General features: G+C 61.4%; 23 protein-coding genes. 3 read left to right on the forward strand and 20 right to left on the reverse strand.

What is annotated here, in order from left to right:
- The first annotated feature begins 265 nt into the window (after positions 1–265).
- A complete protein-coding gene (locus EU803_RS14880; protein WP_129684253.1) occupies positions 266–556 on the forward strand; it encodes a hypothetical protein in 291 nt (96 codons plus the stop codon).
- A 104-nt stretch (positions 557–660) separates the two neighbouring features.
- Here EU803_RS14880 and EU803_RS14885 read toward each other — a convergent pair whose 3' ends face one another.
- The 20 genes from EU803_RS14885 to EU803_RS14980 form a co-directional block, all read right to left on the reverse strand.
- Complete coding sequence (locus tag EU803_RS14885; protein WP_129684255.1) at positions 661–4,413, reverse strand: conjugal transfer protein TraG N-terminal domain-containing protein; 3,753 nt, start codon at positions 4,411–4,413, stop codon at positions 661–663.
- A 16-nt stretch (positions 4,414–4,429) separates the two neighbouring features.
- Positions 4,430–5,809, reverse strand: a complete 1,380-nt coding sequence (locus EU803_RS14890) for a conjugal transfer protein TraH (protein ID WP_129684257.1) — start codon at positions 5,807–5,809, stop codon at positions 4,430–4,432.
- Between the two features lie 259 nt (positions 5,810–6,068).
- The gene (locus EU803_RS14895) at positions 6,069–6,920 is read right to left on the reverse strand and encodes a conjugal transfer protein TraF (protein WP_165352851.1); all 852 of its coding nucleotides are present in this window, start codon (positions 6,918–6,920) and stop codon (positions 6,069–6,071) included.
- A gap of 206 nt (positions 6,921–7,126) precedes the next feature.
- A complete protein-coding gene (gene traF, locus EU803_RS14900) occupies positions 7,127–7,537 on the reverse strand; it encodes a conjugal transfer protein TraF (RefSeq protein ID WP_129684261.1) in 411 nt (136 codons plus the stop codon).
- Positions 7,534–8,979, reverse strand: coding sequence for a conjugal transfer protein TraN (gene traN, locus EU803_RS14905; RefSeq protein ID WP_129684263.1), 1,446 nt, complete (start codon positions 8,977–8,979; stop codon positions 7,534–7,536). The genes traF and traN overlap by 4 nt, the downstream gene beginning before the upstream one ends.
- Complete coding sequence (locus EU803_RS14910) at positions 8,979–10,127, reverse strand: hypothetical protein (RefSeq protein WP_165352852.1); 1,149 nt, start codon at positions 10,125–10,127, stop codon at positions 8,979–8,981. The genes traN and EU803_RS14910 overlap by 1 nt, the downstream gene beginning before the upstream one ends.
- A 155-nt stretch (positions 10,128–10,282) precedes the next feature.
- Positions 10,283–11,041: a type-F conjugative transfer system pilin assembly protein TrbC gene (gene trbC / locus EU803_RS14915; RefSeq protein ID WP_129684267.1), complete on the reverse strand. Its 759-nt coding sequence runs from the start codon at positions 11,039–11,041 to the stop codon at positions 10,283–10,285.
- Positions 11,026–12,012, reverse strand: coding sequence for a TraU family protein (locus EU803_RS14920; RefSeq protein ID WP_129684269.1), 987 nt, complete (start codon positions 12,010–12,012; stop codon positions 11,026–11,028). The genes trbC and EU803_RS14920 overlap by 16 nt, the downstream gene beginning before the upstream one ends.
- Positions 12,009–12,191 (reverse strand): hypothetical protein, encoded by a 183-nt coding sequence (locus tag EU803_RS14925; RefSeq protein WP_129684271.1) that lies wholly within the window; start codon positions 12,189–12,191, stop codon positions 12,009–12,011. Before EU803_RS14925 ends, EU803_RS14920 begins: the two co-directional genes overlap by 4 nt.
- Positions 12,192–12,195: 4 nt before the next feature.
- Positions 12,196–12,459 (reverse strand): hypothetical protein, encoded by a 264-nt coding sequence (locus tag EU803_RS14930; protein ID WP_129684273.1) that lies wholly within the window; start codon positions 12,457–12,459, stop codon positions 12,196–12,198.
- Positions 12,452–13,090 (reverse strand): type-F conjugative transfer system protein TraW, encoded by a 639-nt coding sequence (gene traW / locus EU803_RS14935; protein ID WP_129684275.1) that lies wholly within the window; start codon positions 13,088–13,090, stop codon positions 12,452–12,454. Before traW ends, EU803_RS14930 begins: the two co-directional genes overlap by 8 nt.
- The gene (lepB, locus tag EU803_RS14940; RefSeq protein WP_129684277.1) at positions 13,066–13,632 is read right to left on the reverse strand and encodes a signal peptidase I; all 567 of its coding nucleotides are present in this window, start codon (positions 13,630–13,632) and stop codon (positions 13,066–13,068) included. The genes traW and lepB overlap by 25 nt, the downstream gene beginning before the upstream one ends.
- Positions 13,629–13,988: a hypothetical protein gene (locus EU803_RS14945; RefSeq protein ID WP_129684279.1), complete on the reverse strand. Its 360-nt coding sequence runs from the start codon at positions 13,986–13,988 to the stop codon at positions 13,629–13,631. The genes lepB and EU803_RS14945 overlap by 4 nt, the downstream gene beginning before the upstream one ends.
- Positions 13,985–16,462, reverse strand: coding sequence for a TraC family protein (locus EU803_RS14950; protein WP_129684281.1), 2,478 nt, complete (start codon positions 16,460–16,462; stop codon positions 13,985–13,987). Before EU803_RS14950 ends, EU803_RS14945 begins: the two co-directional genes overlap by 4 nt.
- The gene (locus EU803_RS14955) at positions 16,462–16,869 is read right to left on the reverse strand and encodes a TraV family lipoprotein (RefSeq protein WP_129684283.1); all 408 of its coding nucleotides are present in this window, start codon (positions 16,867–16,869) and stop codon (positions 16,462–16,464) included. The genes EU803_RS14950 and EU803_RS14955 overlap by 1 nt, the downstream gene beginning before the upstream one ends.
- A complete protein-coding gene (locus tag EU803_RS14960) occupies positions 16,866–18,119 on the reverse strand; it encodes a TrbI/VirB10 family protein (protein ID WP_129684285.1) in 1,254 nt (417 codons plus the stop codon). The genes EU803_RS14955 and EU803_RS14960 overlap by 4 nt, the downstream gene beginning before the upstream one ends.
- On the reverse strand, positions 18,119–18,808 hold the full coding sequence (locus EU803_RS14965) for a type-F conjugative transfer system secretin TraK (protein ID WP_129684287.1): 690 nt from the start codon (positions 18,806–18,808) through the stop codon (positions 18,119–18,121). The genes EU803_RS14960 and EU803_RS14965 overlap by 1 nt, the downstream gene beginning before the upstream one ends.
- A complete protein-coding gene (locus EU803_RS14970; RefSeq protein WP_129684289.1) occupies positions 18,805–19,359 on the reverse strand; it encodes a TraE/TraK family type IV conjugative transfer system protein in 555 nt (184 codons plus the stop codon). Before EU803_RS14970 ends, EU803_RS14965 begins: the two co-directional genes overlap by 4 nt.
- Positions 19,359–19,640: a type IV conjugative transfer system protein TraL gene (gene traL, locus EU803_RS14975; RefSeq protein ID WP_129684291.1), complete on the reverse strand. Its 282-nt coding sequence runs from the start codon at positions 19,638–19,640 to the stop codon at positions 19,359–19,361. Before traL ends, EU803_RS14970 begins: the two co-directional genes overlap by 1 nt.
- A 58-nt stretch (positions 19,641–19,698) precedes the next feature.
- On the reverse strand, positions 19,699–20,049 hold the full coding sequence (locus EU803_RS14980; protein WP_129684293.1) for a hypothetical protein: 351 nt from the start codon (positions 20,047–20,049) through the stop codon (positions 19,699–19,701).
- 371 nt (positions 20,050–20,420) lie between these two features.
- Between EU803_RS14980 and EU803_RS14985 the strand changes: the two genes are divergently transcribed.
- Complete coding sequence (locus tag EU803_RS14985) at positions 20,421–20,918, forward strand: hypothetical protein (RefSeq protein WP_129684295.1); 498 nt, start codon at positions 20,421–20,423, stop codon at positions 20,916–20,918.
- A complete protein-coding gene (locus tag EU803_RS14990; protein WP_129684297.1) occupies positions 20,915–24,856 on the forward strand; it encodes a calcium-binding protein in 3,942 nt (1,313 codons plus the stop codon). Before EU803_RS14985 ends, EU803_RS14990 begins: the two co-directional genes overlap by 4 nt.
- Positions 24,857–24,880 lie beyond the last annotated feature (24 nt).

The raw sequence follows: 24,880 nt of genomic DNA on the forward strand, positions 1-24,880 counted from the left end.
AGTAGGTAGGCCCTATGACTCAATGTCCGTTTCGTGGGGTTGGGAAAGTGCAGCTGCACTCGCAGCGAATGGCTGGAATCCGCCCGACCCGCAGGTCAAGCCATCCGATGCAGGTGCAGAACGAATGTCCAAAGTGGGCTGAACTTCCCGCCTCCTGCGACCTCCCTGCACCACTCCGGAACATCCTGCGAACACCCATCACTTCCGCCTAGGCTCCTCTTTGGGTTGTGTGCTAGGGTAGCAACCCAGAGAAGGAGCCAGGCTCATGACGAATGATGTTCGCAAGAAGTACCCTCGCGCTGCCGCTGTCACCGGCGGTCTTGCCGTGCTGTGCCTTGTGCTCGGCGCAGTGCAGGCGCCTGCGTTCTATTTCTTCGGTGCATGGCTGGGGCTGGTGGCTGTGATCTTGGCGCTGGGGCCAATGAACGGTAACGACACGACAGCTGCCTTTTGTCACGACGCCGATCAGCATAATGATCCGTGGCATCGCGCTTACCCAGGGGGCTGTGATGCCTTCTCGGTCACGCGCTATGGTGATCCGTTAGATACAAAATAGACTATGACATCTGATGCCAAGGCCCGGCCTCTTTCTAGAGACCGGGCCTTTCCCTTTCGGGGCCGTGGTGCGGGGAAACATCCGGCCCGTGAGGGATCTCCTGTTCAGTTATGGACGCGCCCCGTGAAGATGTGACCACCGATCTGCACCGGCGCCGTACCGCGATCCGCGTTTTGCCGGTCGAGCCAGCGGGGTTCGAGGTTGGATTGTTGTTCGGCATCGACGAGGGCACGCATCCCTGCCGGGGAATAGTAGAAGGTCGCGCCGCCGGTCATGTCTCGGATCTGTCCTCCCCAGACCTGATCGACCACCTGCCCGACGGCTTCATATAGCGGATCACCGGCCTTATACCGATTCACCAGGGCATTTCCTCCGGGACCGCTGTTCCAGGCCGAGAAGTCTCCGGGGTCGAGCGCCACGTCGCTTGCATCGTTGTCAAACCGGCTGTCCGCGACCCGGTTGCGAATGACATGAGCCACGGCCGCCCACCCTTCTTCGCCTTCCCGTCCCGCCTCGCCAATGACGGTCCGGATCACGATGTCCCGATCTTCACCCGAAAGCGGTCCGACGTGGCCGGCCGGGTCCTGTCCGAACCAGTCCGGCAAGTCTGTTCGTCCCATCAGCGGGTCCCCCGGATTGGCCCCAAAGACCTGATCAACGATGCTCGCAGCCTGCCTGTAGTCGGCCGAGGTGCTGGATGCGCCTGAGACCGCGATGTCGGGGCGCAGACCGAAGGCCACCTCAGCCGGATCATTCCCGTAGTCCCCGGATTCGAGACGGTTGCGAATGGTATGAGCCAGCCAGGCCTGATCGTCGGCGGAGCGTCCGGCCGTTTCTCCCATGACGATCCGGGTCAGGGCGTCCCTCTCATATCCTGTCAGGGAGATTGCCGCGTCGGCACCGCGTCCGTCGCCCTGTGCTTCCGTCTGTCCCTGCCCCAGAGCTTCTGTTGTGGGCTGGATCGACTGAGGTTGCGCGGGTGTGGCCCCACCGCCGCCGGTAAGCATCGCGCCAGTGGCGGCAGCGGCATTGAGGGCAGCACCGACCGGGGTGACCGAGGACATATTACCCAGGCCGCGTCCAATCACGTCAGATGCCGACGGGCTGGCCGATCGGGTCGGATCAGGGTGCGGCGAGGGTGTTGCGCCGTCCGGGCCAAGCCCGACGATTCCGGCGGCCCGATCCACGAAGGCTTCCCCGACGGACTGGTCCACAACCTGCCCGCCCCTTTCAATCTGCGCCTCCGTCTGCCCCCGTCGTGAGTCCGCTGCTGCCAATCCATCATGAACTTTGTCGAAGTTTCCATCGGTGAGGGTCCGGACGTTGGCGTTCCGCTCTTCGAGGGTTCCGAACTCTGGTTGGGGCAAGACCTCCTGCGCGGCGCCCGGATTGACCGGGGCATATCTAATGTCCCCGTTTGGCCCGGCCGGGGCCTCGATTGGCGCGAAGACCTCCGGGTCCCGTCCGATCCCCAGCTCCTCGATGATCCCCGGCAGAAACTCGCCAATCACCTCTTGCTGGCGATTGATCCCGGAGGTGGTCTTGGGGTTCACCAGGGCCGAGATCTCGTCCTCGTCATAGCCACGCTCCTGAAGCTCGGTGATGACCGCGTCGGTGATGGTCTGATTGTAAGCCATATCCTGTGATTGCAGCCAGGCGTTCGCCTGTTCGAGCGACTGGGCGCGCTCCAGAGAGGACGACAGCCGGGCCGCCGATTGCCGGGTCTCGTCGAAGTTCGAGCGCAGCGAATTTGAGGCGGTCTCGCTCTCGGAACTGGATGACCCGGCGTGAGCGCGGTCGGCCGACGAGATGAGGCGCGATACGGTCGAGGAATAGTCGGTGGTATTCGAGTCCTGAACCGCGGCTTCAAAGCGTTCAGCGGAAGTCGCGTCAAGGTGACCTTGCGCTTGCAAGCTCCCCGAAAGGCTGTTGAGGCCTGCACCAACACCGATTCCGGCTTGTCCAGTCAGCATAGCTCTCAACCCAAGATCCGTGCTCAGCCCATGCCGCTCCGAGAACTCTTCAACCTGACGCCACGCCTCGCTGGCCTGCACCCGTTCTTCTTCGCTGGCCGTCCAGCTTGTGTCATTCCCCGCGCTGCGTCCTTCACTGACGGTGCGTCCGAAGTCCGAGAGCTGGCTGGCCGTGGCGGTCAGAGAGGTGCTGAAGTCCTGGCTGTGTGCCTCAACAGCGCGTTGGGCATCGCTCGCGCGTTCCGAAACCTCTTCCCGAACCGCCTGCCCCACGGTCGCGGTCATGCCGACGTTCGACTGTGCCGATCCGGCCGCATAGGTCTGCGAGCCGTCCCGGTTCGTCGTCACCATGCCACCGTCGCCCAGAACCCGCGTGTTCCGCCCGTGATCAAGCATGGTCGAGGTGTTCCAGGTATTGGCGTTCATGTTGTTCATCGAGGTATTGCCCAGCGACATCGAGCCGGTTGCCGCCTCGCGGCCGGTGTCGATCGCGGCCCCCTGGCTGACGTTCAGCATCGAGGTCGCAAGCCCCATCATCTTCGTGGCCCCGAACATGATCGCGCCCGCAAGGAAGGGGACCGACATCATCAGGTAGCCCGCCACCATGCCGACATCTTGTTCCACCGATTGGACCCCGAAGTGATTGGCCCAGTTCAGGACATCGCTTGGGCTGCCCCCGGAAAAGGTCGTGGTGTGTTCCCGATACCAGCCGGTCGAGGCCTTCAGGAGCGTCGTGTGCAGGATCGCGCTGAGGGGCTCCCAGGCCGCGAGCCAGACAAAGCCGCCGAAGTAGCCCCGCGCCACGGTCAGGGCCATCGGCGTCATCATCAGCAGCATCGCCAGCGGGAAAGACCCATAATAGAGCGTCTCGAACGCGATCTTGATCAGGGGCACCCATTTCGAGGCATTCGCCCCAATCACCTGGTAGCTCGACCGGGTCTGACTTTCCGCCCGCGCGGTTTGATAGAGCTGCATCGCCGCCGAGTTGCCGGAGTTGGCAATCAGCCTCCCGGCCGCATCGTCCAGCGCGAGAACCAGCATGGACTGCCGCAGGTACCGGGTTGCGTCGTAGCCCGCGAGACCCATCATGGTCTGATAGTCTTCCAATGTGCCGGTCAGGGCCGCCACATCGGCATATCCGGCCGCGTTGCCCCCGCGCGGGGCGCGGGCCGCCGCCTTGGTTTGCAGGATATTGAGGATCTCGGTCTCGATCTCCGCCGCGAGGCCAGTCCAGCCCTGCGGGCAGGTCTCCACCGTCGCGGTTGTCTCATTGTACCAGGCCAGTGCCCCCGGAGCCTCCGCCGCGATGAAGGTCGCAAGATCGCCTTCACGGGTCAGCGCATCGAGATCGACAAGGCCGATGTTGGTCCCGTCCACCATGCAGTTTTCCATGAAGTTGACGAGATTGGCCTGAACCGAGGGTGTTACAGCCCGCCAGCGCGCCGATTGCGCCATCAGGCTCGCCCCGAAGAGCATCCCGTGTTGCTGGTAAACGAGGTTATCCGGCGTCGAGAGCAGGGTCTCCATCCGCCGGGTCAGGTGATAGCTCGTCTCCGAGGTCAGGCTTGCGACGAAGGCCACGGAATAGGGCACGTTGTCCACCGCCCCGTAAATCTCCAGAGGATAGGTCGAATCCATGACGATCACCCGCGCCTTGGGTCCGATCCCCAAGGCACCCACCGTGGCCACCATCAGCACATAGCCGAAGGTGCCTTGCAGATTACCGGTAAAGACCGTCCTCACGGCCACGAACATCACCCCGACGATCAGCCCCACCGTGAGCATGTCCATCCACATCGAGCCGCTGGTGAACATCGCAAGGAAGTTGAAGATATCGTAGAGGTAGTACCCCCCACCTGTCGTATAGACCTCGAACGTCGGCATCCCTGCCCTCCCCGGCCTATTGGCTGCCCATCATCGCGGCGAAGCGCGACGAGGAATAGGCGGCGAGTTCGTTCTTCGCCAACGCCAGCCGTTCCAGTGTCCGCATCGCCTGGCTGTAGCGCTCGGCGGCCAGACCCCGCAGGTTGGCGAAGTTATTCTGGGTCTCCGCGATCTGATCCTGATACTCGAAGGTGATGTCGCCGAAGGTCGCCAGCCGCCCAGCCGCGGCCGACATCTCCTGCAGGGCCTGATCCACATAGATCATCGCCAGATCCACCGCGACCACCTCGGCCATCGCGTCGATCTCGCTTTCAACGAAGACGTGCTGGTAGGACATGCCGGTCACCAGCATGTCCAGAACCGGTACGCTGGTCATCCCCAGAAGCGCCACCGCTTCATCGGACATGGTGGCATCGCCGTTCTGAAGCGCGTCCTTCATTCCGCCGATGGTTGTGGCGACCTTGTTGATCAGGGCGGCATTCTGGGGGATCACGACCGTGCTCAGGGTCGGATTGAGACATTTGTCGTCATCGCAGCGCTGGATCTGGACCGTCCCGCCCTCGACGAGCGCCTGCACCATATCCTCGCTCGCCGCGCGAGGCGGGATCGGGTTGTGCTGCGGCCCTTCGTTGTCGCTCGCAGGGGCCGTCGTGATGATCGTGCCCGTCAGGGTCATGAAGAACTCGGCCAGGTTCTGATCCGACGCCAGAAACGGGTTCTTGCGGATCGCCTCCCAGGCATAGTTGATGTTGATGGGCACCTGCTCGCGCATCTCCTCATTGGCCTGCGCCAGCGTCTCGTTGCGTCGGCCACCGGTATTGCAGCTGTGGCGGCTTGCGATGTGATCGGCAAAAAGGCCCTGGTAGGACCCCATCACCGTGCAGATATGCTGGCTTGCCCCGTCCATTGCGGGCCAGAGCGAGGCGGCAAGGACCTGCCCTGCCTCGCAGCTGTTGATGTTCATCGCGTTCACCTGTTGCGCCAGATCCCGCAGCTTGGCGACGGTCTCCTGCACGGCCGGCGACATACTCTCCAGCGCCAGCTCGAACGCGAAGCCGGCCGCGTTCTGCATGATCGCTTCCATCAGCTGGATCAGCTCTTCCCGGCTCAGGAAGCTGAATGAGCCACCAAAGATGTCGATCCCGCCGCAGCCAGCCCGGACTGAGGGCAGCTGGATATGGGCAAGCTGGGTGTTGCGGGTCCGGGTCCGGACCTGCACGGACCCGAGGCTGACAAACCCGGCGCGCTGGCCTTCATAGGTCAGAGGCCGTGTCACATTCACACCGCCGCCGGAGTTTTCCCAAAAGTCGCGGAGATCGGAGCCGACATCCGCTTGAAGGGCGCTGGCGGTAAGAGAGACAGATGCGCAGAGCGCGGTCATGAGGGCCTTCGTCATTGGAATTCTCTCCTCTGGTCTGTGATCAGGCGCTTGTCGCGGCGGGTCTTGAGGGCCCGGCGCGTGGGGTTCAGACCGGCGAGCCGGGTCGGCCAGTCAGATGGCCCGCGCCGGATGCCATCCTCCTCGAAACACCCCAGATACCCCGCAAGCTAGGCCCGGTGCGGGGCGCTGCGGGCGCCAAGCCGTCGGAGCCAGCGCGGAGCTCTCCACCCCGCGTAGCCGCGCAGGTAAATGCGGTGGAGGATCGCGCGGTGCATCAGTACCGCTCTCCGACCGGGATCTGGGTGATGACGAAGGTCCGGTCGAGGATTTCATCCGCGGTCAGAAGTCCGGTCCCCATCACGGCCACCTCGCCGGTCTGGGGCACCGCCAGCGCCATCGTCGGCGCCGGGTAGTCCGCCAATCCGAGATCCGCGAGACGCCCATCATCGGCAACCGCCTCCGGGAACCATTCATTCCTGCCGCCATCGCGCGAGACCGCAAGGATCGAGACCCCGTACCACTCTTCCATCTGGCTCAGCACTTCGCCCTGCGCCCGACAAAGCCCACAGGTCGCGTCATCCTCGAAGATGAAGATGATCCCGGCTTCAGTCGCGACCTGACGGAAAGTTTCGTCGCGGGCGGCCTTCATCTGGTCCTGGTAGACCCCGATCCCCATCGAGGACATCGGGAAGTCATCGAGGGCGGACAACTCCGGCGTCTTGAATATGATCCGCTGCCATTGATCGGTAAAATGCCCCGCCTGGTCGATCATCGCCTGCTGGACCTCGATATAGGCGCGGACGTTTTCCTCCGTGGGATCGAGGACGGCACGGTACTTCAGCTCGTCCACATAGGCCCGGAACGCCATCATCTCTTCGGTCGCCGGGAACTCAGGCTCTTCCGGCTCCGCCTCCGGGGCGGGCGGCGGCGCGGCCACTTCCGGCACGGGGTCTTCTTCCTCAACCGCAGGTTCCGGCGGGCGGCAGTAAAAGGACCAGCCCCGGGTTTCTCTTGTATCGCACATGTCCAGCCGGAAGGGGTCCGGGCCGGGGTCAGCCGAGAGCCCCATCGGCAGGCCCCCCGCCCCGATCAGGACCAGCCCCCAAAAAAAGGCGGCATGAAACATCTTTAGGTTGCAAAACGCGCGGAACTTGACCAGATTCAACCCAAGGGCCGCACACCGCCCTTTGCCCGGGGCCGGACCTTCCCAAATTAACCACCCACTCCCGGCCCCGGCGCTCCCTCGATGGCCTGAGGCAGGCAAGGTGTTCTCCACTCCCGAGCGATCTCGTGCCTGCCTCAGTGTCGGGGGTTTTGGGGGTCGGATGGGGTTCATACCAGCGCCTCCGCCTGTTCGATGAGCGCCGTCAAGCGGCCGATGTATCGGGCAGGGTCTCCATATCCTTCGAAGCCGCCGACAATCCCCCCAGCCACACCGGAATAGACAAAGGTGGTCGGATAGGCCGTGACCGTGGCCGCGACCGGATGGCCCATGGCCGGGACAAAGGCGGGGAACGGCGGGATCGGACGCGCGTCTTCCGTCGCGACCAGAACCGGAAGCCCCCGCTGTTCGGCAAAGAGCGCAAGGATCGGTGCGGCCTGCTTGCAAACCGGGCACCAGCTTGCGCCTACCATGATGATGCCAACCCCTGTGGTGGGGGCGCCCTCGGCGCTGGCCCTGCTGTGTGAGGAGCCAGCCAGCGCCAGGGCTGAGGTGAGGAAGGTCCGGCGGGAGAGCCTCATGGCGACGTCCCACCCAAAGTGTTCTCAACATCAAGCTGGAAGACACCCATTTCCTGGCTGAGCCGGTCTATGACCAGGTCCATGACCGGTTCGGTCGTCTGGTCGAGCATGTCGCCAAAGACCTCCGACAGATCCATCTGACCGACATCGATGGTTCCCAGCTGGTCGATCCGAAGCCCTGGACAGGGCGGCGTTCCCCGGCGGTCAAATTGTGTGCCGCCCAGAAGCGGGTCAGCCTGCTCCTGGAACACACGGCCGAACTTCGAATTATAGGCGCAGTAGTATTCCTCAACCCGAATGCAGGCGCCGAGGAGCCAGCCAGTGCAGCGGTTCTCAACGTGGTGCGTGATCCCTGCCTGCCGATAGTCAGCCAGAAGGTCCTCTTCCGGCGAGCAGGACCCCTGCCTATCGAAGTCACAGCAGTTGGTCAGACCGCGCGTGCAGCTCATCAGCTGCCCTGTGAAGACCTCAGGTTCAATGTGGGTCGCAATTGGAACCTCTTCACAAACCTCTACGCTCTGACCTGTAAATGGGATGACTTTGATCGTGCAGACTTCCTCCGTGCCGCCCTCACACAATGCCCGTGTAATCTCTTCACCATCCTCTGGGTTTCTGGTGGCGTCACAGGCATTATCTTCGGCCGCCTGATCCAGGAAGTTCAGCCAGGCAGCGGCTTCGGTGTAATCCTCCGAATACTCTTCCGCCGCCCCTTCGCAGTTCTCGCCCTCGCAAACTTCGACAGCCGCGCATTGGGCCTCGAACGAGGCGTCGCTTTCGCAGACATAGGCGAGCGCCTGGGTTTCGCATGTGCCGTCAGCGGCATAGGCAAAACAGCCGTAATCCGCCGCCACCCGGCAGATCGGGCTGGCTTCCAACTCGCCACAGGTGTCTTCACGCGCGGCGGTCGAACAGTCGTAGCGATACTCCTTCTGCCACCAGCTGCGGGTCACCTCATGGGCGTTGATGTTGCGGGTCCCGAAACCCGCTGTCGTCACGCTGTCCCGGTAGCTGCACTCCGGGTCCGCCTCGACAGCGGCGCAGGTCGAGACCAGCTGTTCATCGAGGTTGCGGATCTGTCGATCTTCGAGCGCCGCCTCCCCCATCAGGCTGGCCGCATTCCAGCATTCATAGGTTCGACCCCATTTGTCGCAGGTCCCTCCCACCGAGCGCAGACAGGTCTCCTCCACCAGCCGACATTGCCCATCCAGAAGCGGATCAGAGGGCGCTTCAGCCAATGGCTCGATCGACGCGCAACTGTTCGCCGGGGTCTCTCGCGTACAACTTTCGACCTTCTGGACTTCCAGACAGACATCCTCGATCAGAACCCCGCCCACCTCGACAGAGCCTCGCGCGAGACATTCGACCCCCGAGAGCTGACAGAGATCCGCCGAGGCCGTGCCGGCAACCAGTGAGACGATCGCTGCGGACAAGAGTCTTCGCATCAGCAGGCCCCCCCGAGGTCCGCAGTGAAGGCCGAGCAGCAGGATGACCCTTGCCTGATCCAGACCGCAGGCGCGCTGTCGACCCGGTTCACCCGCCGCAGCTCAATGTTCAGGGTCCCACTTGCGCCCGTATCGAGGACTACCTCGGTCCCCGCGATGGTGCTTGGTCCGGGGTGAAGCGGAGTGAGATCGCTCAGGAGATCGACGCCGACTGACGGCAAGCGCGGCTCATCGGTACAGTCTTCAATCCACGTGGCGCCGGCATAGGCGGCATCAACGTAGCTGACCGACCCCGGCCGCCAGCCATATCCCACCAGTCGCCGACCAAACTGGAGATCGCCGGTCGCGGCTGTCCCCCAGGTCCAGACCACTTGCCCATTCACGGCAATCTGAGAGGTTCCCGAAGCCCTAACCTGCCGGATCAGCAACTCGCTGAACGACAGCCAATCTCTGGCCTCCACCGTGAAGCTGTCCACCTTCAGGGAACAGCTGCCGGAGCTTTGGTCCGTGAGATCGACCCGTGCTTCGCTTGTCGCGGCATTCCATTGGCGCGGCACGGAGAAGGTCAAACCCTGCCGGACGCAAGACGCACCTGTCTGGCCCGTGCAAGACCAGCTGACCGGCCGCGCACAAGCCTTGTTGTAGTCCGTCGCCTCCGCCGCGCAGGACCAGGTGTCCAGCCGGTCCAGGCTCACCTGCCGGGTTTCCGAACAGGTCCGCAGGTCAGCCGTCAGATCCCGAAGGCACCGAAGTGTGGCCGTGTAGACACCCCCCTCGAACCCGGCCTGGCAAGAACTCGCCCCCTCGAACAGCCCCGAGGTCACAGCATCCGATTGCGCAACAGCCTCATCGGCCAGCCCCAGCGGATCGGCGCCGAGATCCACCTCCGGTCGGGTCAGCGCTGAATCGAGACTGGCCCCGAAGGCCCGGCTCGCATCGCTGTCGCTGGTGCGCTCCTCGAAGATCGCGTCCTCGAAGTCATAGGGAGACAGTTGCACCTCTTCGGGATTGGCCGTCTCATAGGGCGTGACCGTCCCTTCGAGGGTTTCGGCGGTCAGAAGATCCGTGACCGGCCCGAGGCTTTGAACCGCCTCCCCCGCCTGTTGACGGACGTCCTGGGCAAGCGCCGGTGACGCCGTGACCACCATGGCAAGACCTGCCGCAAACAGGCCCCTATATATATAGTGTATCTGGGGAACAGCGACTTCGACGCGGCTGCAATCGCGTTCGCGCCGAGGGTGCGAGGCAGCGAATGCGGCCTCCAATAAGCCCAGAAACGCTTTAATAGTGTATTTGCGCCCTCTCATGGCAGCACCGGATGGGTCGCCAGAACCTCCATCGCCTGCCGCGTGGCATCGCCTTCGCCCCGCGCGATAATCTCCAGTGCCGCGCGCAGCGGGATGTTTCCGGTCAGCCGGTCATGCGCCGGAACCGGGTCCCCTTCACAGCCCTGGGTTTCGCAGACATCGAGCTCTTCCGCCGCCACGATCACGGTCGGCACCCGGTCCACACCAAAGCGGGCAAAGAGCGTCGGGTCGATTCCGAAGCCCACCAGCTCCGCATCATCCCCGAAGGTCTCTTGCAGCGCGGCCTGCGTATCGAAGACGGAGTTGTTCACAAACCCCCGGAAGATCACCGGCACATCGAGCGCGATCGCCTCCTGCATCAGGGGCCGCAGCACGGTGTCGGGCATGGAGAAGCTCGCCATCAGGAAGACATGCTTGCTGCCGTAGCGCTGTTCCTCAGCCTCTCCCGTCAGATCATCCCCCTCCGCGCCCAGAAGCGCCCGTACCCGCGGATTGTTCAGCGCCCGGTCCCTGAGCGCCTCCATGTCATAGTCCCGCTCGAAGCTGTCAGCGCTTTGGATATCGAGGCTCTCCTCCCAGGCCTCCCCCAGACGCTCCGCCTCCTCCAGAACATCCGGGATCGAGATGCCGAGGCCCCCATCCGCGCCGGGGGCGAACTGAACTGGGCCATCCTCTGGGTCCCCCGTCTGGTCTGCTGCCTGTGCAACAGCTGTGCTTGCCGCCAGAAGGCCAAGAAGGGTCAAAGTGCGCAGCAATTTCTCTTCCTCCACATCAGCCAGCCAAAGCTCTCGCCCCGGAACGGAAACTCCCGGAAAGCGTCCACGAACTGGGTGCTCGATCCCATCGGCGCACAGGCGTAACGCCCGCCGACCGTTGGACGTGGCCGCGTCACCTGCATCCGGTATTGGCTCTTGGGGATGATCGGCGCGAAGCGCGGCTCGCATTGGGTCGGATTGCTCGCCGTTCGTCTTGCCAGTCCGAACCGGTGCATCCGGGCGGTCAGCCGGGCGGCCACCGATTCACTGGCCATGATCCCGCCGTAGGAGGCATTGACCTCACCCGCCATCGGATAAAGCGCTCCCTGACAGCCATTGCACCAGAAGAGCGTATCCATCGACAGATACCCCGAAGAGGCCCGAACGCATTCAGCCGAACAGGCCGCCTGCGCAATCGGGTTGGCGAAGAGGATGGCTTCGGGGTTGATCAGGTTGCCCAGTTCCACATCGTTCCAGAGCGGGTCGATCTCGCTGATATAGGCCACGTCAAAGACCGTGGTCTCCAGGCAAAGCCCGTCCACCACCGTCCCGAGCCAGCTGATCAGCGGGTAATAGTAGTAGTGCGCCTGCCAGGCCGATCCGGTCTCTCCGCCCGATTGGGCCGTGGCCGTCGAGATCCCTGGCGCGAAGAGGCCGAAGTCCATGTCAAAACCCATATTGACGAAGCAGCCCGCCTCATTGGCCACATCCACAAGGCGCGCCGGTTCCCAGAGCCCGATCGACAAACCAATCCGGGGCAGAACCGTGTCCCAGCAGGCGCAGAGCGGGAACCACTGGTTCGATGTATCCGGACGGTTGGTAAAAAGGCTGATCCCGCCCACCGAGATCGGGAAGATGCAATCCCAGCAGACCTCGGTAATCGGATTAAGGAACCGGGCATTGCATTTGGCCTGCGCCTGTCCCGCCAGTGTCAGGACCAGGAACACCAGCCCCGTGAGAAGCCGCTTCATGCCTCGCCCTCCCCAGTGTCTCCATCCTCGGCCAACAGTCGGTTCAACCGGCTGTTTGACCGTTTGCCGGCCTCGATCTCCCGGCGGAGAACCTCCACCAGCCGGGCGCGGTCGGACCGGGACAGGCGTACCCCGAAGACGAAGCCGGGGGTGATCTCCTCCGAAGGTACCTTGGTCATCGCCCTACCCTCCGTATCCCGGCAGGGGCTTTGCCCGCGCCACCAGTGCCGGTCGGCCGTCAATGATCTGCGCAATAGCAGCGCGATCCCCATCATCGAGATCCGCGCCATGGTCCGAGGAGGGATCAATCCCCAGCTCCAACCAGAGATCCGCCACAATCTCAGGGCAGTCGTGCAGCCGCTGCAAAATGATTCCGGCCATGAAGACCCCGCAGTCGAACGCCTTCTCGGTCTCTGTGAGGCTTTCTCTCCGTTTGGCTTCAGCCATCGCTTTGTCCTCCTGTAGGAACTTCCCGAACCATCATCACATTGCCCTCGCGCCAGACCTCGCTTGGCAGCCGCAGGACCCCAAAGCGGTCCACCATGATCCCGTCCTGGTCGAAGTAGAACCGCCGCCCATGCGCCCGCATCAAATCGAGCGGCGCGCCATTCGTGAGAACCAGCAGCGTGTCCAACTCGGTCCCCTCTTCCAATGCGAAGGCAACCTGATCCGGATCGTCCCCGTCGAGGAACACGATCCGCTTGTTGAAGAAGGAATAGTCGAGCGGGTTGATCACCGTGCCCGCGCGCGCAAAGACCCGACCTTCGTGATCCATCAGGTCCCGCGTCAGCGTGATCGAGAGATCCACCTTGAAGATCCGCTCCTCCTCGACCGGCAGGAGCCCCATCACCGGACGCGGCCGCATCACATAGGCCCGAGTCCGGTCCTGCATCTCCTGTTGCATCCCGGCCAGTTCGCCCGAGGCCTCCATCTCCGTCAGCCGCGCCCGGATCGTGTCAAGAAGCGAGGGCTCCGCAATCTCCCAGACCGGTCCATGCGTGCCGAAGTCCTCGGCGCCGGCAACGGTGGCCAGCGTCACGGCGAGCGTTGTAGTTACTCTTCGGTGCCAGCGAACCATCCCCGCACCTCCGTCCAATGCGGCAGCGGAGCAGAGACCCCGACCGCCTCGATATCCGCGATTGCCACGAGGCCGATTGCCCCATACCGGCTGTCGAGCGAGTTCTCGGCGTCTCCAACGACGAAGACGTGCCCGGGAGGAATGGCACCCGCATCAATCGGACCGATCCCCCGCTCGACCAGCTCGGGCAGAAGCGTGCGACAGGTCCCCTCAACACAGACCCGCGCCCCTTCCACCTCGATCAAATCTCCCTCCAAACCCACCACGCGCTTGACGAAGCTGAAGGCGCTGACCTCCTCGGTCACGCTTTCCGGCGCCGGAAAGGCCACGTAGCTCCCGCGCACCGGCCAGACCGGCCAATGCACCATCAGATAGCCAGTGTGTGGCAGCGAGGCGGTTCCGTTCAGAACCACCGTTCCCGCCGACAGCACGTAAAAGCCAACCGCCGTCACGACCCCCGTGACCCCTGCCGCCAGTTTGCGCCAAAGCGGCAGGCGCGACCGCCCGCGCCGCTCAAACTCGGGGGTCGCCGCCACGCTCATTGGATCGCATCCCAGCGCGCGATCACCCGCTCCGCAAAAGGCAGGCTCACATCCTCCGCACCCGCCAGGACATGCGCCTTGTTCACAAGCCGCGCCCCGGTCTCGGCAAAGATGGCCTCCGCCTCCTGCATCACCAGCTGATCGAAGACGAGGATCGCCCCGGCCATCTCCTCTTCCGCGAGATCATCGCCGCGTTCTTCGAGGAAGTGCTGCACCACCGTCGTGGCATCGACCACATACCAGCCCGCCTGGGGTTTTGGGTCCAGAAGCCCCAGCGCGCCCAATATCCCAAGGTTCACGACCACCATCGCCATGAGGCCGAAGATCCCGTAGCTGAGGGGTTTCAGAAGCGTCATGCCACCTCTCCTTTCGCAACCATGTCCCGCAGCGCGGCCACCGTGCTCATGCCCGCCGCCTTGCGTTTGTTCAGCTGTTCGACCGTCGCGCCCTTCGAGGAGAAGACCGCCAGCGAGAAGGGATCGAGCGCCAGGCGACCCAGAACCCAGCCCTGCGGTCCCTTGATCGCCAGTTCCGAGAAGGCGCCGGGCACAGAGGTCAGAGATTTCAGGCGGGGTCCGAAGCCATCGGGGATCGACAGTTTGCCGTCCCGCACCAGCCGGTCGATCGTCTCCGGCTTCTGCGCCAGGAACACCGTCCAGTCCGAGTTCTGAAGACAGACCTCCGCCGCCGGGTTCTGGTAATAGTCGTCAATGCTCTGGGTGCCGGTGATCAGCGCGCCGGTGTATTTACGGGCACGACGCACGACGCCCTCGATGAACTTCGCCGTCCCCTGCCCTTTCAGAAGATCCCAGGCCTCGTCGATCAGGATCGCGACCGGCACCGAGCGGTCGGTCTTGTACATCAGCTCGGTGCCCAGAAACATCACCAGCTGAAGCACCACCTGCTCCAGCCCCGGCTGGCTCTTCAGCTCCGACAGCTCGACCACGGTCAGGGCCGTATCGACGTTGATCGTCGCCGCCCCTTCAAAGTAGCTGCCATAGCTGCCGCCCCGCGCGTAGTTTTCCAGCTTCCGGCACACGTCCGCCAACCGGCTGTCTTCCGCGATCCGGCTCTTCAGCGCCGCAAGCACATCGGTGATCTCGCCTGCCGGACCCTTCAGCCGCCAAACCTCCGTCACCGCCCGCGCGATCGCCTCTTCCTCGATCCCCGCAACCCGACCTTCCCGCTGCTCGCCAAGCGAAGCCATCGTGGCCACCACCCGTGTCACCAGTTCGATCGCCTCGGCGGCATATTCGGGGCTGTCCATCTTGGCGGCCTGCAACATCGAGAAAGGATTGAGCCGAACCTCCTGGCTGCCATCCATCGCCACATGACGCCCCCCGAGGATCTCGCAGGTCGTCTTGAAGCTGTAGCCGTCGTCGATCACCAGCGCCCTGCCGCCGCAGCTGTAGATCGAGCTGATCAACTCCTGCATGAAGACCGACTTGCCCGCCCCGGACTTGCCGACCACGGCGACGTTGTAGTTGCCGTCGCTTGCGAAGTTCGACCAGGTGAAGACTTCACCCTGCCGACCCGTAAGGAGCATTCCCTCCCCCGCAGTGTTGCCGGTCCATTCCGAGTAGAGCGGCGCCAGCGCTGTCAGTGCCTTGCCCTTCAAAAGACGCATCCGCATCAACTTGCGCAGAGCCTTCATCTGCCCGTCCGAGCTACCGAGTGGCAGGGACGCCAGAAGAAGGGGCAATTGCAGGAACTTCTCCTGCTTCAGGGCAAAGCCCGCCCGACGGAAGATCTTCGACACCTCCGTCATGGCAGCCCGCGCCTCGTCCCGCCCGCCCTTTGCGTAGGCCAGCACCGACATTGTGCACTCAAAAAGCCGCTCGCCGCTCTCCAGTTCCGCCGCCAGCGCCGTAAACTCCGCCTCCTTGCCATCGACATCATGGGTGAAGCGCGCAAACCCGGTCTTGCGACCGTGTTCCAGCTTCATGCGCTGGCTCAGGATCGCACCCGAGGCCTTCTGGGTCGGGATCGCGATCCCCGTCAGGCTGATCAGCATCGGACCATGCTGCCGGTCGCTGATCACATCCGGGCTTCCGAAGAGCAAAGCCCCCATCCGCGAACTCCATTCGCGCGGGAACTGCGCCACGCTGCCTGCCCTCACGCTCAGCTGCGGGTCACCCGCAAGTCCGATGGTTTCCGGCGAGACCCGCAAAGACGACCCGGGGATCTGGATGTTGATCGGCAGCTCGTCGGAATACTGGCCGTCCGTCCCTGTCTCCCATCGCTCGGCATGCAGGATGTCTCCCAGGAGCGCGATCAGCTGTTCGGCATCAAGCCCCGCCTCTTTTCTGAGACCGAGCGCGCCGAAGACCGACTTTCGGTACTCTCTCAAGGCGCCAAGCGCACTGATCGAGGCCTCACCTTCGATCCAGCCCGCAACAAAGCGGCGGCGGATCGTGGGCACGCATTTGATCGGATTGTCGTCCCCGAAGCTTTTCTCCGTGAAGAGCCCGATCCGGCCCGCGACCATCGCTTCGGTGATCATACCGCCACTTCGCCGCGCCCGCGCCCAGCCTGTGAGCCGCTTGCCGATCTCCGGTGATGACCAGTTCAGGATCTGGAAGCCCGCGCCTTGCGGCGCCGCGGAGATCAGCGCCGAATGGAGGTTCTCCATCATGTCGGCCGTCACCGTGCTCGTCACCTCGGCCACGAACCCGGTCGTCTTCTCATTGTAGAAGAACCGGGTTTCCGGATCATAGACCCGGTAGGGCAAGAGATCCGCGACCGCCGGGCGGTCAAAGATCGTCTCCGGCATTTCTGACCAGCCCGCATCGCCAAAAAGCTGGTTCACCATGTCGCTGACAAAGCCCATCAGCGCTCCGCCCAATGCGCTTCGACCAGCACAAAATGCACATAGCGGCTTTCGTGGAGGATCTGGTTCTCATCAAGATAGGGCGCGATCCAGAGGCGCCCCACCACTTCCGGCACACGGTAGCGCCCACTCTCATAGGAGTAGCCGCCGTCCGGCATCCCGCCATAGGCCCCGCCAAACTTCCCCGTGCCAAGCGGGTCCTGGCTGAGCGTGCCCATCGCCGTGTCTTCCGGCCGTTCGGTCACGGGGGCGATGCTTCCCGCCCCCTGCCCGTCCGCCTGCGAGATCGTGCTGCACGGGCTGCCAAGCTGGGCCTCGCACAGGAAGTCCCGTTCGGTGTTACCTCCCCCGAGGACACCGCAGCCGCTGAGTGCTGCGAGCGCGATCCATGCCAATCCCTGTCTCATTGCAGCGATACCCCCTCAAGAAACACAAGTTCGACCCGCGTCCCGCCATTGAGCGAGATCACCGGCTGATATTGTTCGGCGCGGTTGATGTAATATTCGGACAGGGTGCTTGCGGCGGTCTCGATCCCCCCCGCCCCGGCCGCGGCCGCCGCGTTACGCGCAATCTCCTCGACCGTATCGGTGTCGCTGTCCGTCTCTGGCTGTGCCGCCGTCGCCAGCCCCTGCAAGGCCCCGGCGATGGCGGCATTGGTGACCAGCGGACCCTCCCGGCTGACCACCTGCCCCCGGACCCCTTCCTTGCCCGCGCCAACCATATAGCCCGCGATCTGGGTCTCGACGATTTCGCCATTGCGTTTCAGACAGGTCAGGGAGAGGAGCCGGACCCGGACCCGCTCGGAACTCAGATCCCCGATGGCCGAGCCCTGAACCGTGCAGCCCTCGATGTTGACCCGCGCGCCCCGGCGTCCGCCAGCCGCAGCAGTCACCGCAGGCCCCGTGATCCGAAACAGAACCGGGATCGGGTTCTCCCGGTCCACCACATTCGTTGCCGCATCCGCCCCCGACAGCACCACGGCGGGCGCGTAGGACCCGGCGGGGATGTAGTTGCGCAGCGTATTGCGGGCCGGGGCCTCCTCCTCGGCCGACGCTGCCAGCGCAAAACTCTGACCGAACCGATCAATCTGCGCCACCGTCGTGCTGGCCTGCGCCGTGCCCCCTTCGACGGTCTGCCGCCGCCCGTTTCCAAGCGGGCCCGGGGGCGTTGCCACGACCCGGCCATTGGTCCGGCGCTCGATGAACTCGCTGCCCGTATCCGCATAGTTGGGCTGCACCCCACCCGTCGCTGCCGGGGTCACCGAAGCCTGTCCGTCCCCGCCCCCTGCCGGTCGCTCCAGCGCCGCGATCTTCGTCGCCTGCTGGACGATGATCTCGTCATATTCCTCCCGCAGCACCGCGATTTGCCGCGCGCCCTGCGCCTGTTCGGCCGCGAGGCTTTCCTGAAGATCCTCGATCAGGGTCTTCATGTTCTCGATCTCGGCCCGGCTTTGTGTGACCCAGGACATTTCCGGGGCGGCGGCAGAGGTGCGGTCCGCCACGATACTCACGTCGATCGTTTCCTGGCCGCGCGGAAAGGCGCTCGCCTGCTGCTGATCCGGGCCAAGTACGCCGAAGATCACGTATCCGACCACCACGAGGCTCACACCCCCGAGTGCCAGAACCGCATACTGTTGAGACTTGCGATCCAGAGCCATCAGTTCGCCTCCACCACGATTACGAAGGTGCGCCCTTCGGCAGGCAGATGCGGGTTGGCGATCCAGACCGCCCGGACGCCGGTTCCATAGAAATCCTGTTCCCGGACAAGCCGCCCCTCGGCGCCCGCCACCGCGATCCGGACGCTCGCGGTCCAGCCGTCACCCGAGCTTCGGGCCACGACCCGACCGTCCCGGCCCCGCGGCACATCCCGCCCAAGTACATGCTCGCGGGCAACTTCACGGACGATCTCGGACATCATCAGCGCCACATCATCCGAGAAACCGACCCCTGCCCCGAAGTCTGCCGCCGCAGCCTCCTCTTCCGGCGCCTCCTGCCCATTGATCGTGATCAGGACCGGCGGCACGGACCGCGCGACCGGCTGGATCGTGTACCCGATGGTGACCCCACGCTCCGTCACGATGTAGCCGGTTTCGCTCTCGGTCCCCTCGCCCACCGCGCGGAAGAACACGTCGCCCGTTTCCTCGTCATTCGACATCTCGAAGATCGAGCCGTCATTGACGATCCGGCGGATGCGATCGCCCACAACGCTCACCCTTGTCACGCCCGTCGTGGACACATTGAAGCCCACTGATCCATCCGGGTCGGTCCGCAGGACCTGCGCCGCCAATGCCACGCTGGCGGTCAATGCGAAGAGGACCGCCAAGGCCCCCTTGATCAGTCGGGTCATTGGTCCGTCTCCAGTCTGCTGATGGCCGCAAGCCGAACCGATCCGGCCTCCGCCACAAAACTCAGCATCACCCGGCGTTCTTCCCGGGCGATCTGAACGGTGTTGAGGTAGGTGTGCAGGTCGCCTTCGATCACCACTTGCAAACGGTCGAGGTTGTGTTCGATCCGGCGCGGAAAGAAGACCGTCGAGATGTCGCGCTCGCGAATATCGGTGGCGACAGTGTCATAATGCTGAAGCAGCCGGTTGCGATCCGCCACCGCCGCGATCCGCTCGATCACCGTCCGACCATAGTCGAGGTTCGCAGGCGAGGCATTGTAGAGGCCGTAGATCGCGTCCAGTGACAGCGCCTCGATATAGCGCTTGTCCGACGCGCCCCGCGCGACCATGCCGTCACTGATATTGGTTGGGACAAGGACGACCTGGTTGGTCTGCGTATAGAGCCGGACACTTAGGGCGGCATTGATCAACAATAGGATCGCGGCAACGGCGAGGATGGCGTTGCGCTGCAGTCTGGCTGTGCGAATGGATTTCTGAAGCTTGTCGAAGGTCATCACGCCTCCCACAAATCAACAGAGGCGTCAGGAAGCTCTTTGAGCAACCCAAAGCCCGTCGGCAGGAACCAATAGGCCGCCGCGGCGACCCCTTCGAGGCCCGTATCGCCCTTGATCCGCTTCCAGATCATCCAAAGCGTAACCGCGACAATCACCCCGGTGATCACCTGCTTGCCCAGAAGGCCCATCAAGACGGGCAGTCCCAGTAAGATCGCCTCATCGGCTGGCAACATCAGCACCCGTGGCGGGTCCTGGAGCCTTTGTTCAATACGTGTATCCATGATCGTGCCCCCGCACCTTGAGTGTGAGCGGCCCGCTGAGGCGCGCCGCTCGACCTGGTCAAAGTGACGGGTCGGCCTCGATCGCGAGCGTCTCGACAGCCAGAAGATCGGTCGTGGCGGTGACACCAGAGATCCCCTGCAGAGCGGTGACGCCGTAGCCAAGGAAGAGTGCAACGGCAAATGCGATGATCGCCTGACCCCAGCCCCGGCCCACAGCCAGCATGATGGCGGCAAGTGCGATCGAGATGATGACGATCAGGAAACCACCGGCCCCGCCCAGGAGAGTTTGGAGATCTGTGCCAACTTCGGTGAACCCGGCTTCGATCCCGGTTCCGGTCCCGGCGGCCATGGCAGCGCCGCCGATCAGAGCAAAGGCCGCAGACAGCCCCGCACGCATGATTTTGGTCATTTCATTTTCCTTCTTGCTACATAGTCACGGAATATGCACATCCACAGTATGTGACATTAGAAGAAGTGACGTGGTCTTGCAAAGAAGATTTTCCGGAACTATGCACAACTATGTTTCATAGTGCCTGCCCGATCAGCGATATTCAGTCTTGATCCTGCAACTCATGCGTGAAAACATCCGAGTCTGATGTGGTCCCGGTTTCTTCTTATGAAGGGATTGGTTTGGATTGGGACCTGTAGCGGGGATTATGCAATTATGTGGACAGAACCGGGCTGCTATGGACTCTCCCAAGGAAAGCCAAATGGACGAACTGATGTTCGCCCATTTCGAGTCAGTGCTGGCAATTTGATAGCACAGACCGGCGGGCAGCAATGATCACGGTCTTCAGAGTCGCCCACTCTGTTGGGTTAAGCGCGGTAATTATCTGTTCAACGCTGTTCGTGGTTTGGTCAGAAGCGGCGTGGTCTGAAATCTTCGCGCCGCAGCAACCAACAATTGAAGGTCAAGCCATTGATGTTGATCAGGACCTAAACATACATATTCGATTGAATTCTGACGATGAGAGTGAAGGTGAGGTGGTCATTCTAGATCTCGATGTTGACCACATTTCTTCAAACCTTAATTATCTGCTGCTGCAGGTATTTTTCAGAGGGCGCCCTGTAGTTTGTAGCGTGGATAGCGCTGAGTCTCCGCAATCTGCTTCGATGTGTTACACTCAGATGGTTCAGGCAGATGGCTCAGTCTCGGACAGTTACTACCTCTCTCTATATAATATGGTGATTATGGCCAGATGCATTTCTGAGTCAAAAATAGATCTGGGTGCCAACGATATTTGGACATGCAACTATCCTGAAAAGGCTGAGGAATGAGTATTGATATAGACCTTCTCTATAGGAGTGGTGCAATTCGGTTTGTCGATACTGCGACGGGGACATCCGTCGCCGTCAAAGATCTGCAGGATATGCAGAACGATGACAGTTTCGTAACGACGGTGCTTGGTGCCCTTCGATTGCTTGCGACCAATAGCACGTCTTTTGCCGATGCACTCGCTCTGCTTTCGGCACAATCGCCACTCTTAATTGATCCGACGGACCAGCCGGCTTTTTCCGGTCGATCGGAGAACCCCGCCTATCCTGGTGATGGAACCGGAATCTCTGTATTCGGATATGTCACATTGCCAACTGACTACGTTGAGAATGGATCCGATAAGGTACTTGTCGATGAGACTGGCAGAATAAAGGTTGATGGCTGGACTAGAATATTGGTGCATGAAGTTGCACATGCCATATTCGGAACGGTAGATACTAGGGACCTGCTCGATGGCTCAGTAGCTAATCCCGATTATGAAGGGGGAGCCGTAGCCTTTGAGAACCTTGTGGCGTTGGAGCTCGAGGCGAGCGGACTTAGTGATGGGGCCCAACGGACGAGTTATAGTGCCATATGGACCGCCGGTTCACTTGATATTCCGGATAACCCGTTTGGCATTGAAACGGATAGCTTCACGTTCGGCAATGTCGTCGAACTTGTCCTGCAAGATACTGATAGCCGTGTTCTCCCAAATGGCGAGATAGACACTGGTCCGGGTGCAGATGTAAATACCGAAAACAACACGGATCAAATTGATGATTTGATTATTGCGACTGTAAACCACAGCGGTTCATTTGCCAACAATATTTCGACCGGACGAGGCCAAGACTATATCTACGCAGGTCTCGGCAACGATACCGTCGATGGGGGCGAAGGTAGCGACTACATTCATCTCGGAACGGGATCAGATACGGGGATCGGTGGGGCAGGTGACGACATAATCGTAGGAGACAACCTGGGCCCCTATGAAGTCGGAGGGGATGACACACTTTACGGAGGAGACCACGACGACTGGCTTTTCGGTGTTGGAGGGAACGACACGCTCTATGGCGGCCAAGATCAGGACAGTCTTGTTGGAGGTAGTGGTGCCGATGCGCTCTTTGGCGGAGAAGGTCGTGACGTCCTTTCCGGTGGTTCTGATGACGACACTCTTTCTGGCGATGCTGGTGATGACCATCTGATCGGCGGCGCTGGTGCCGACGTAATCGATGGTGGTGATGGTTGGGATGCGGTGTATTTCGAGTCCGACGCGGGCCCAGTCAGCATCGACCTCGCTGGTGGAACGGGTGAGGGTGGCGATGCTGCTGGCGACACCTATGCCAACGTCGAGGTGTTTGTGGGCACAAGCGGTGGCGACCAGTTCACAACATCAGGCACACAAACCGTTGTGATTGGCGGAGGTGCCGGAGCCGATGTATTCAACATTGATAAATCAATTGGCGAGGGCGACCTCTCGCAGAGGAGCAGTGGAGTAACAGTTGTGCTCGGCGGTGAGGGATCCGACGTCTACAATATCGGTGGACCCGCTGGGCCAGTGTTACTGATTGAAGTGCCGGGCCTAACCGAAGATAATCTTCACCTTTTTGACTTGGAAGCTGCGGCAACCTCGCTGGGCTATCAAGACTTTTCTGCATTCGATATAGTAGTGTTGAACCCGGATGAGCAAGACATCCTCCAGATCAATGGCGAGACTTTGAGCATTGGACCTGGTTCCGCCGCTCTTAGCTACACAAACCCTTCCCATTCCAGTCTCCCGAGCCTTTTCCCAGTTCCAGCATACGAAACATTCTTGCTAAGTGGGGAGCAGAATACCGATTTCGGGTTTCATGCAGCTGGCACCGGACTTATCGACATTGGTGGTGCGGAAGGCGTCCAAGCGCAATTTCTGACAAACGGTTTCTACGCCGGGTATTATAGTGTCCACTACCACCTGAGCGAAGGTAATTGGATCGAGTACCTGAGCTATCTTCCGGATGAAATACCTCCAGACGTCACAATCTTTTATGAATCCGGGATTCTCCCATGGAGCGACAGTGGATACCCGGAACAACCAGAAGGGGAGGCCTTGCTGCCACCACCTGATGGTTATGAAGGAGACGAGTATCTCGACACCTCAGCATCTCAGTTCTTTGTCTATTGGGTGGGGTACACCAACAACTACTACTTCGAAAACAGCAACAATCCAGACTACCTAGGCAACTTCGCCCTCATTGGTGGAGCGTTGCAGGGGAACACGCTCATTTCTGACGGGACTCACGCTGTCACCGTTCAGTGGCCCGAAGACGGTGGGTTCTCGATCACTGACTTCTTGGCCGAAACCGAGTACGTGGATAGCAGTGATGGGACCGGCGAAAACGGTTCTTCTGGAACACAGATTTCTGGCACTTCAGCTTCCGAGCAGATTTTCGGTACTGACGACAACGATCTGATTTATGACTTGGATGGTGACGATACGGTTTCGGGCGGAGCTGGAAATGATACGTTTGTCGCTGGAGGCGGCGCGGATACGTACTTCGGAGGCGGCGGTACAGGCGATGTCATCGACTATGGCTCCTCAACTCAGGGGCTGCTGATTGATCTGGGCAACCCATTGAACAGTACCGGCATTGCGGCCGGTGACACCTTCGATGGGATTGAGCAAATCGTTGGGAGTGCACATGACGACATAATTGTGGGGAGTGCTCACGTTCAGTCTCTCTTTGGGGGAGCCGGAAATGACTATCTAAATGGAAGTCAGGGGGATGACTATCTCCACGGAGGACTCGGGAACGATGATCTGACCGGGGGAACCGGTGCTGATACGTTTGTCTTCTCGAGCGAAAGTAACGGCACTGACACCGTCCATGACTTTGAAAGCGGCGTCGACAAGCTCTATTTCACAAACGGTGGCACAATTGCCTCGGCCCTTACGATTATCGAAACGATTGACGGTGTCGTTCTCTCGTGGGGATATGGAAATAGTATTTTGCTTTCGAATACGACGGAGAGCGAACTGTCGATTTCTGATCTCCTGTTTGAGACGGAACTTGGGGTCCTATCCAAAGAAGTCAGGAACTATGACGATGGCCGCGTCCAGGAAACGATCTACCTTGATGGTGTCAAAACAACGGTGACTCTATCGGACCTCGGTGATGCCCATTCATGGTCCTCCTATGTCGACATCTTCAATGCCAATGGTCAGATGATCTCTCGCGAAATGACCTATGATGATGGCCGTGTTGCCCTGTCGAGCTATACAGACGGAAGCCGGGTTTCGACCTTCATTACTGACGACGGTAACCAGTTCAATTGGGAGTCGGTGGAGAAGCTCTACGGTGCCGATGGGCAGCTATTGAGTCAGACCTACCTGTATGATGATGGGCGTGAGGTCGAGACAAGCTACGTCGATGGAATTCGGACTTCGATTGTTACAACAGATCATGCAAATAGCTACGTATGGACGAGCTATGTCGATGTCTTCGACGCTTTGGGTACTCTTTCCAGTCGAACGATGACCTATGACGATGGTCTGGTCGAAGCGACCGTTTATGACTCTTCAAATGTTCAGGCTTGGGAGAGCTATGTCGATGTTTTCTCGAGTTCCGGTGATCTGGTGACTCGCGAAATGACCTATGATGATGGCCGTGTTGCCCTGTCGAGCTATACGGAAGGAAACCGGCTTTCGACCTTCATCACTGACGACGGCGACCAGTTCAATTGGGAGTCGGTGGAGAAGCTCTACGGTGCCGATGGGCAGCTATTGAGCCAGACCTATCTCTATGACGATGGCAATCTGTTCGAAATGATGTTCTCGGATGGGACAAGGACTGAATCCATTAGGACTGACTCGAGTGACCTCTATGATTGGGCGACGATCATCGATACATTCGACTTTACAGGGGCCTTGGAGACCCGAACAACGACCTATGATGATGGTTCGACAGCTATCCTAGTATACTAGGTGTATCGTCTCAGTAGCTGACTT

The sequence above is a fragment of the Loktanella sp. IMCC34160 genome, from assembly GCF_004145845.1.
Lineage (GTDB): Bacteria > Pseudomonadota > Alphaproteobacteria > Rhodobacterales > Rhodobacteraceae > SELP01.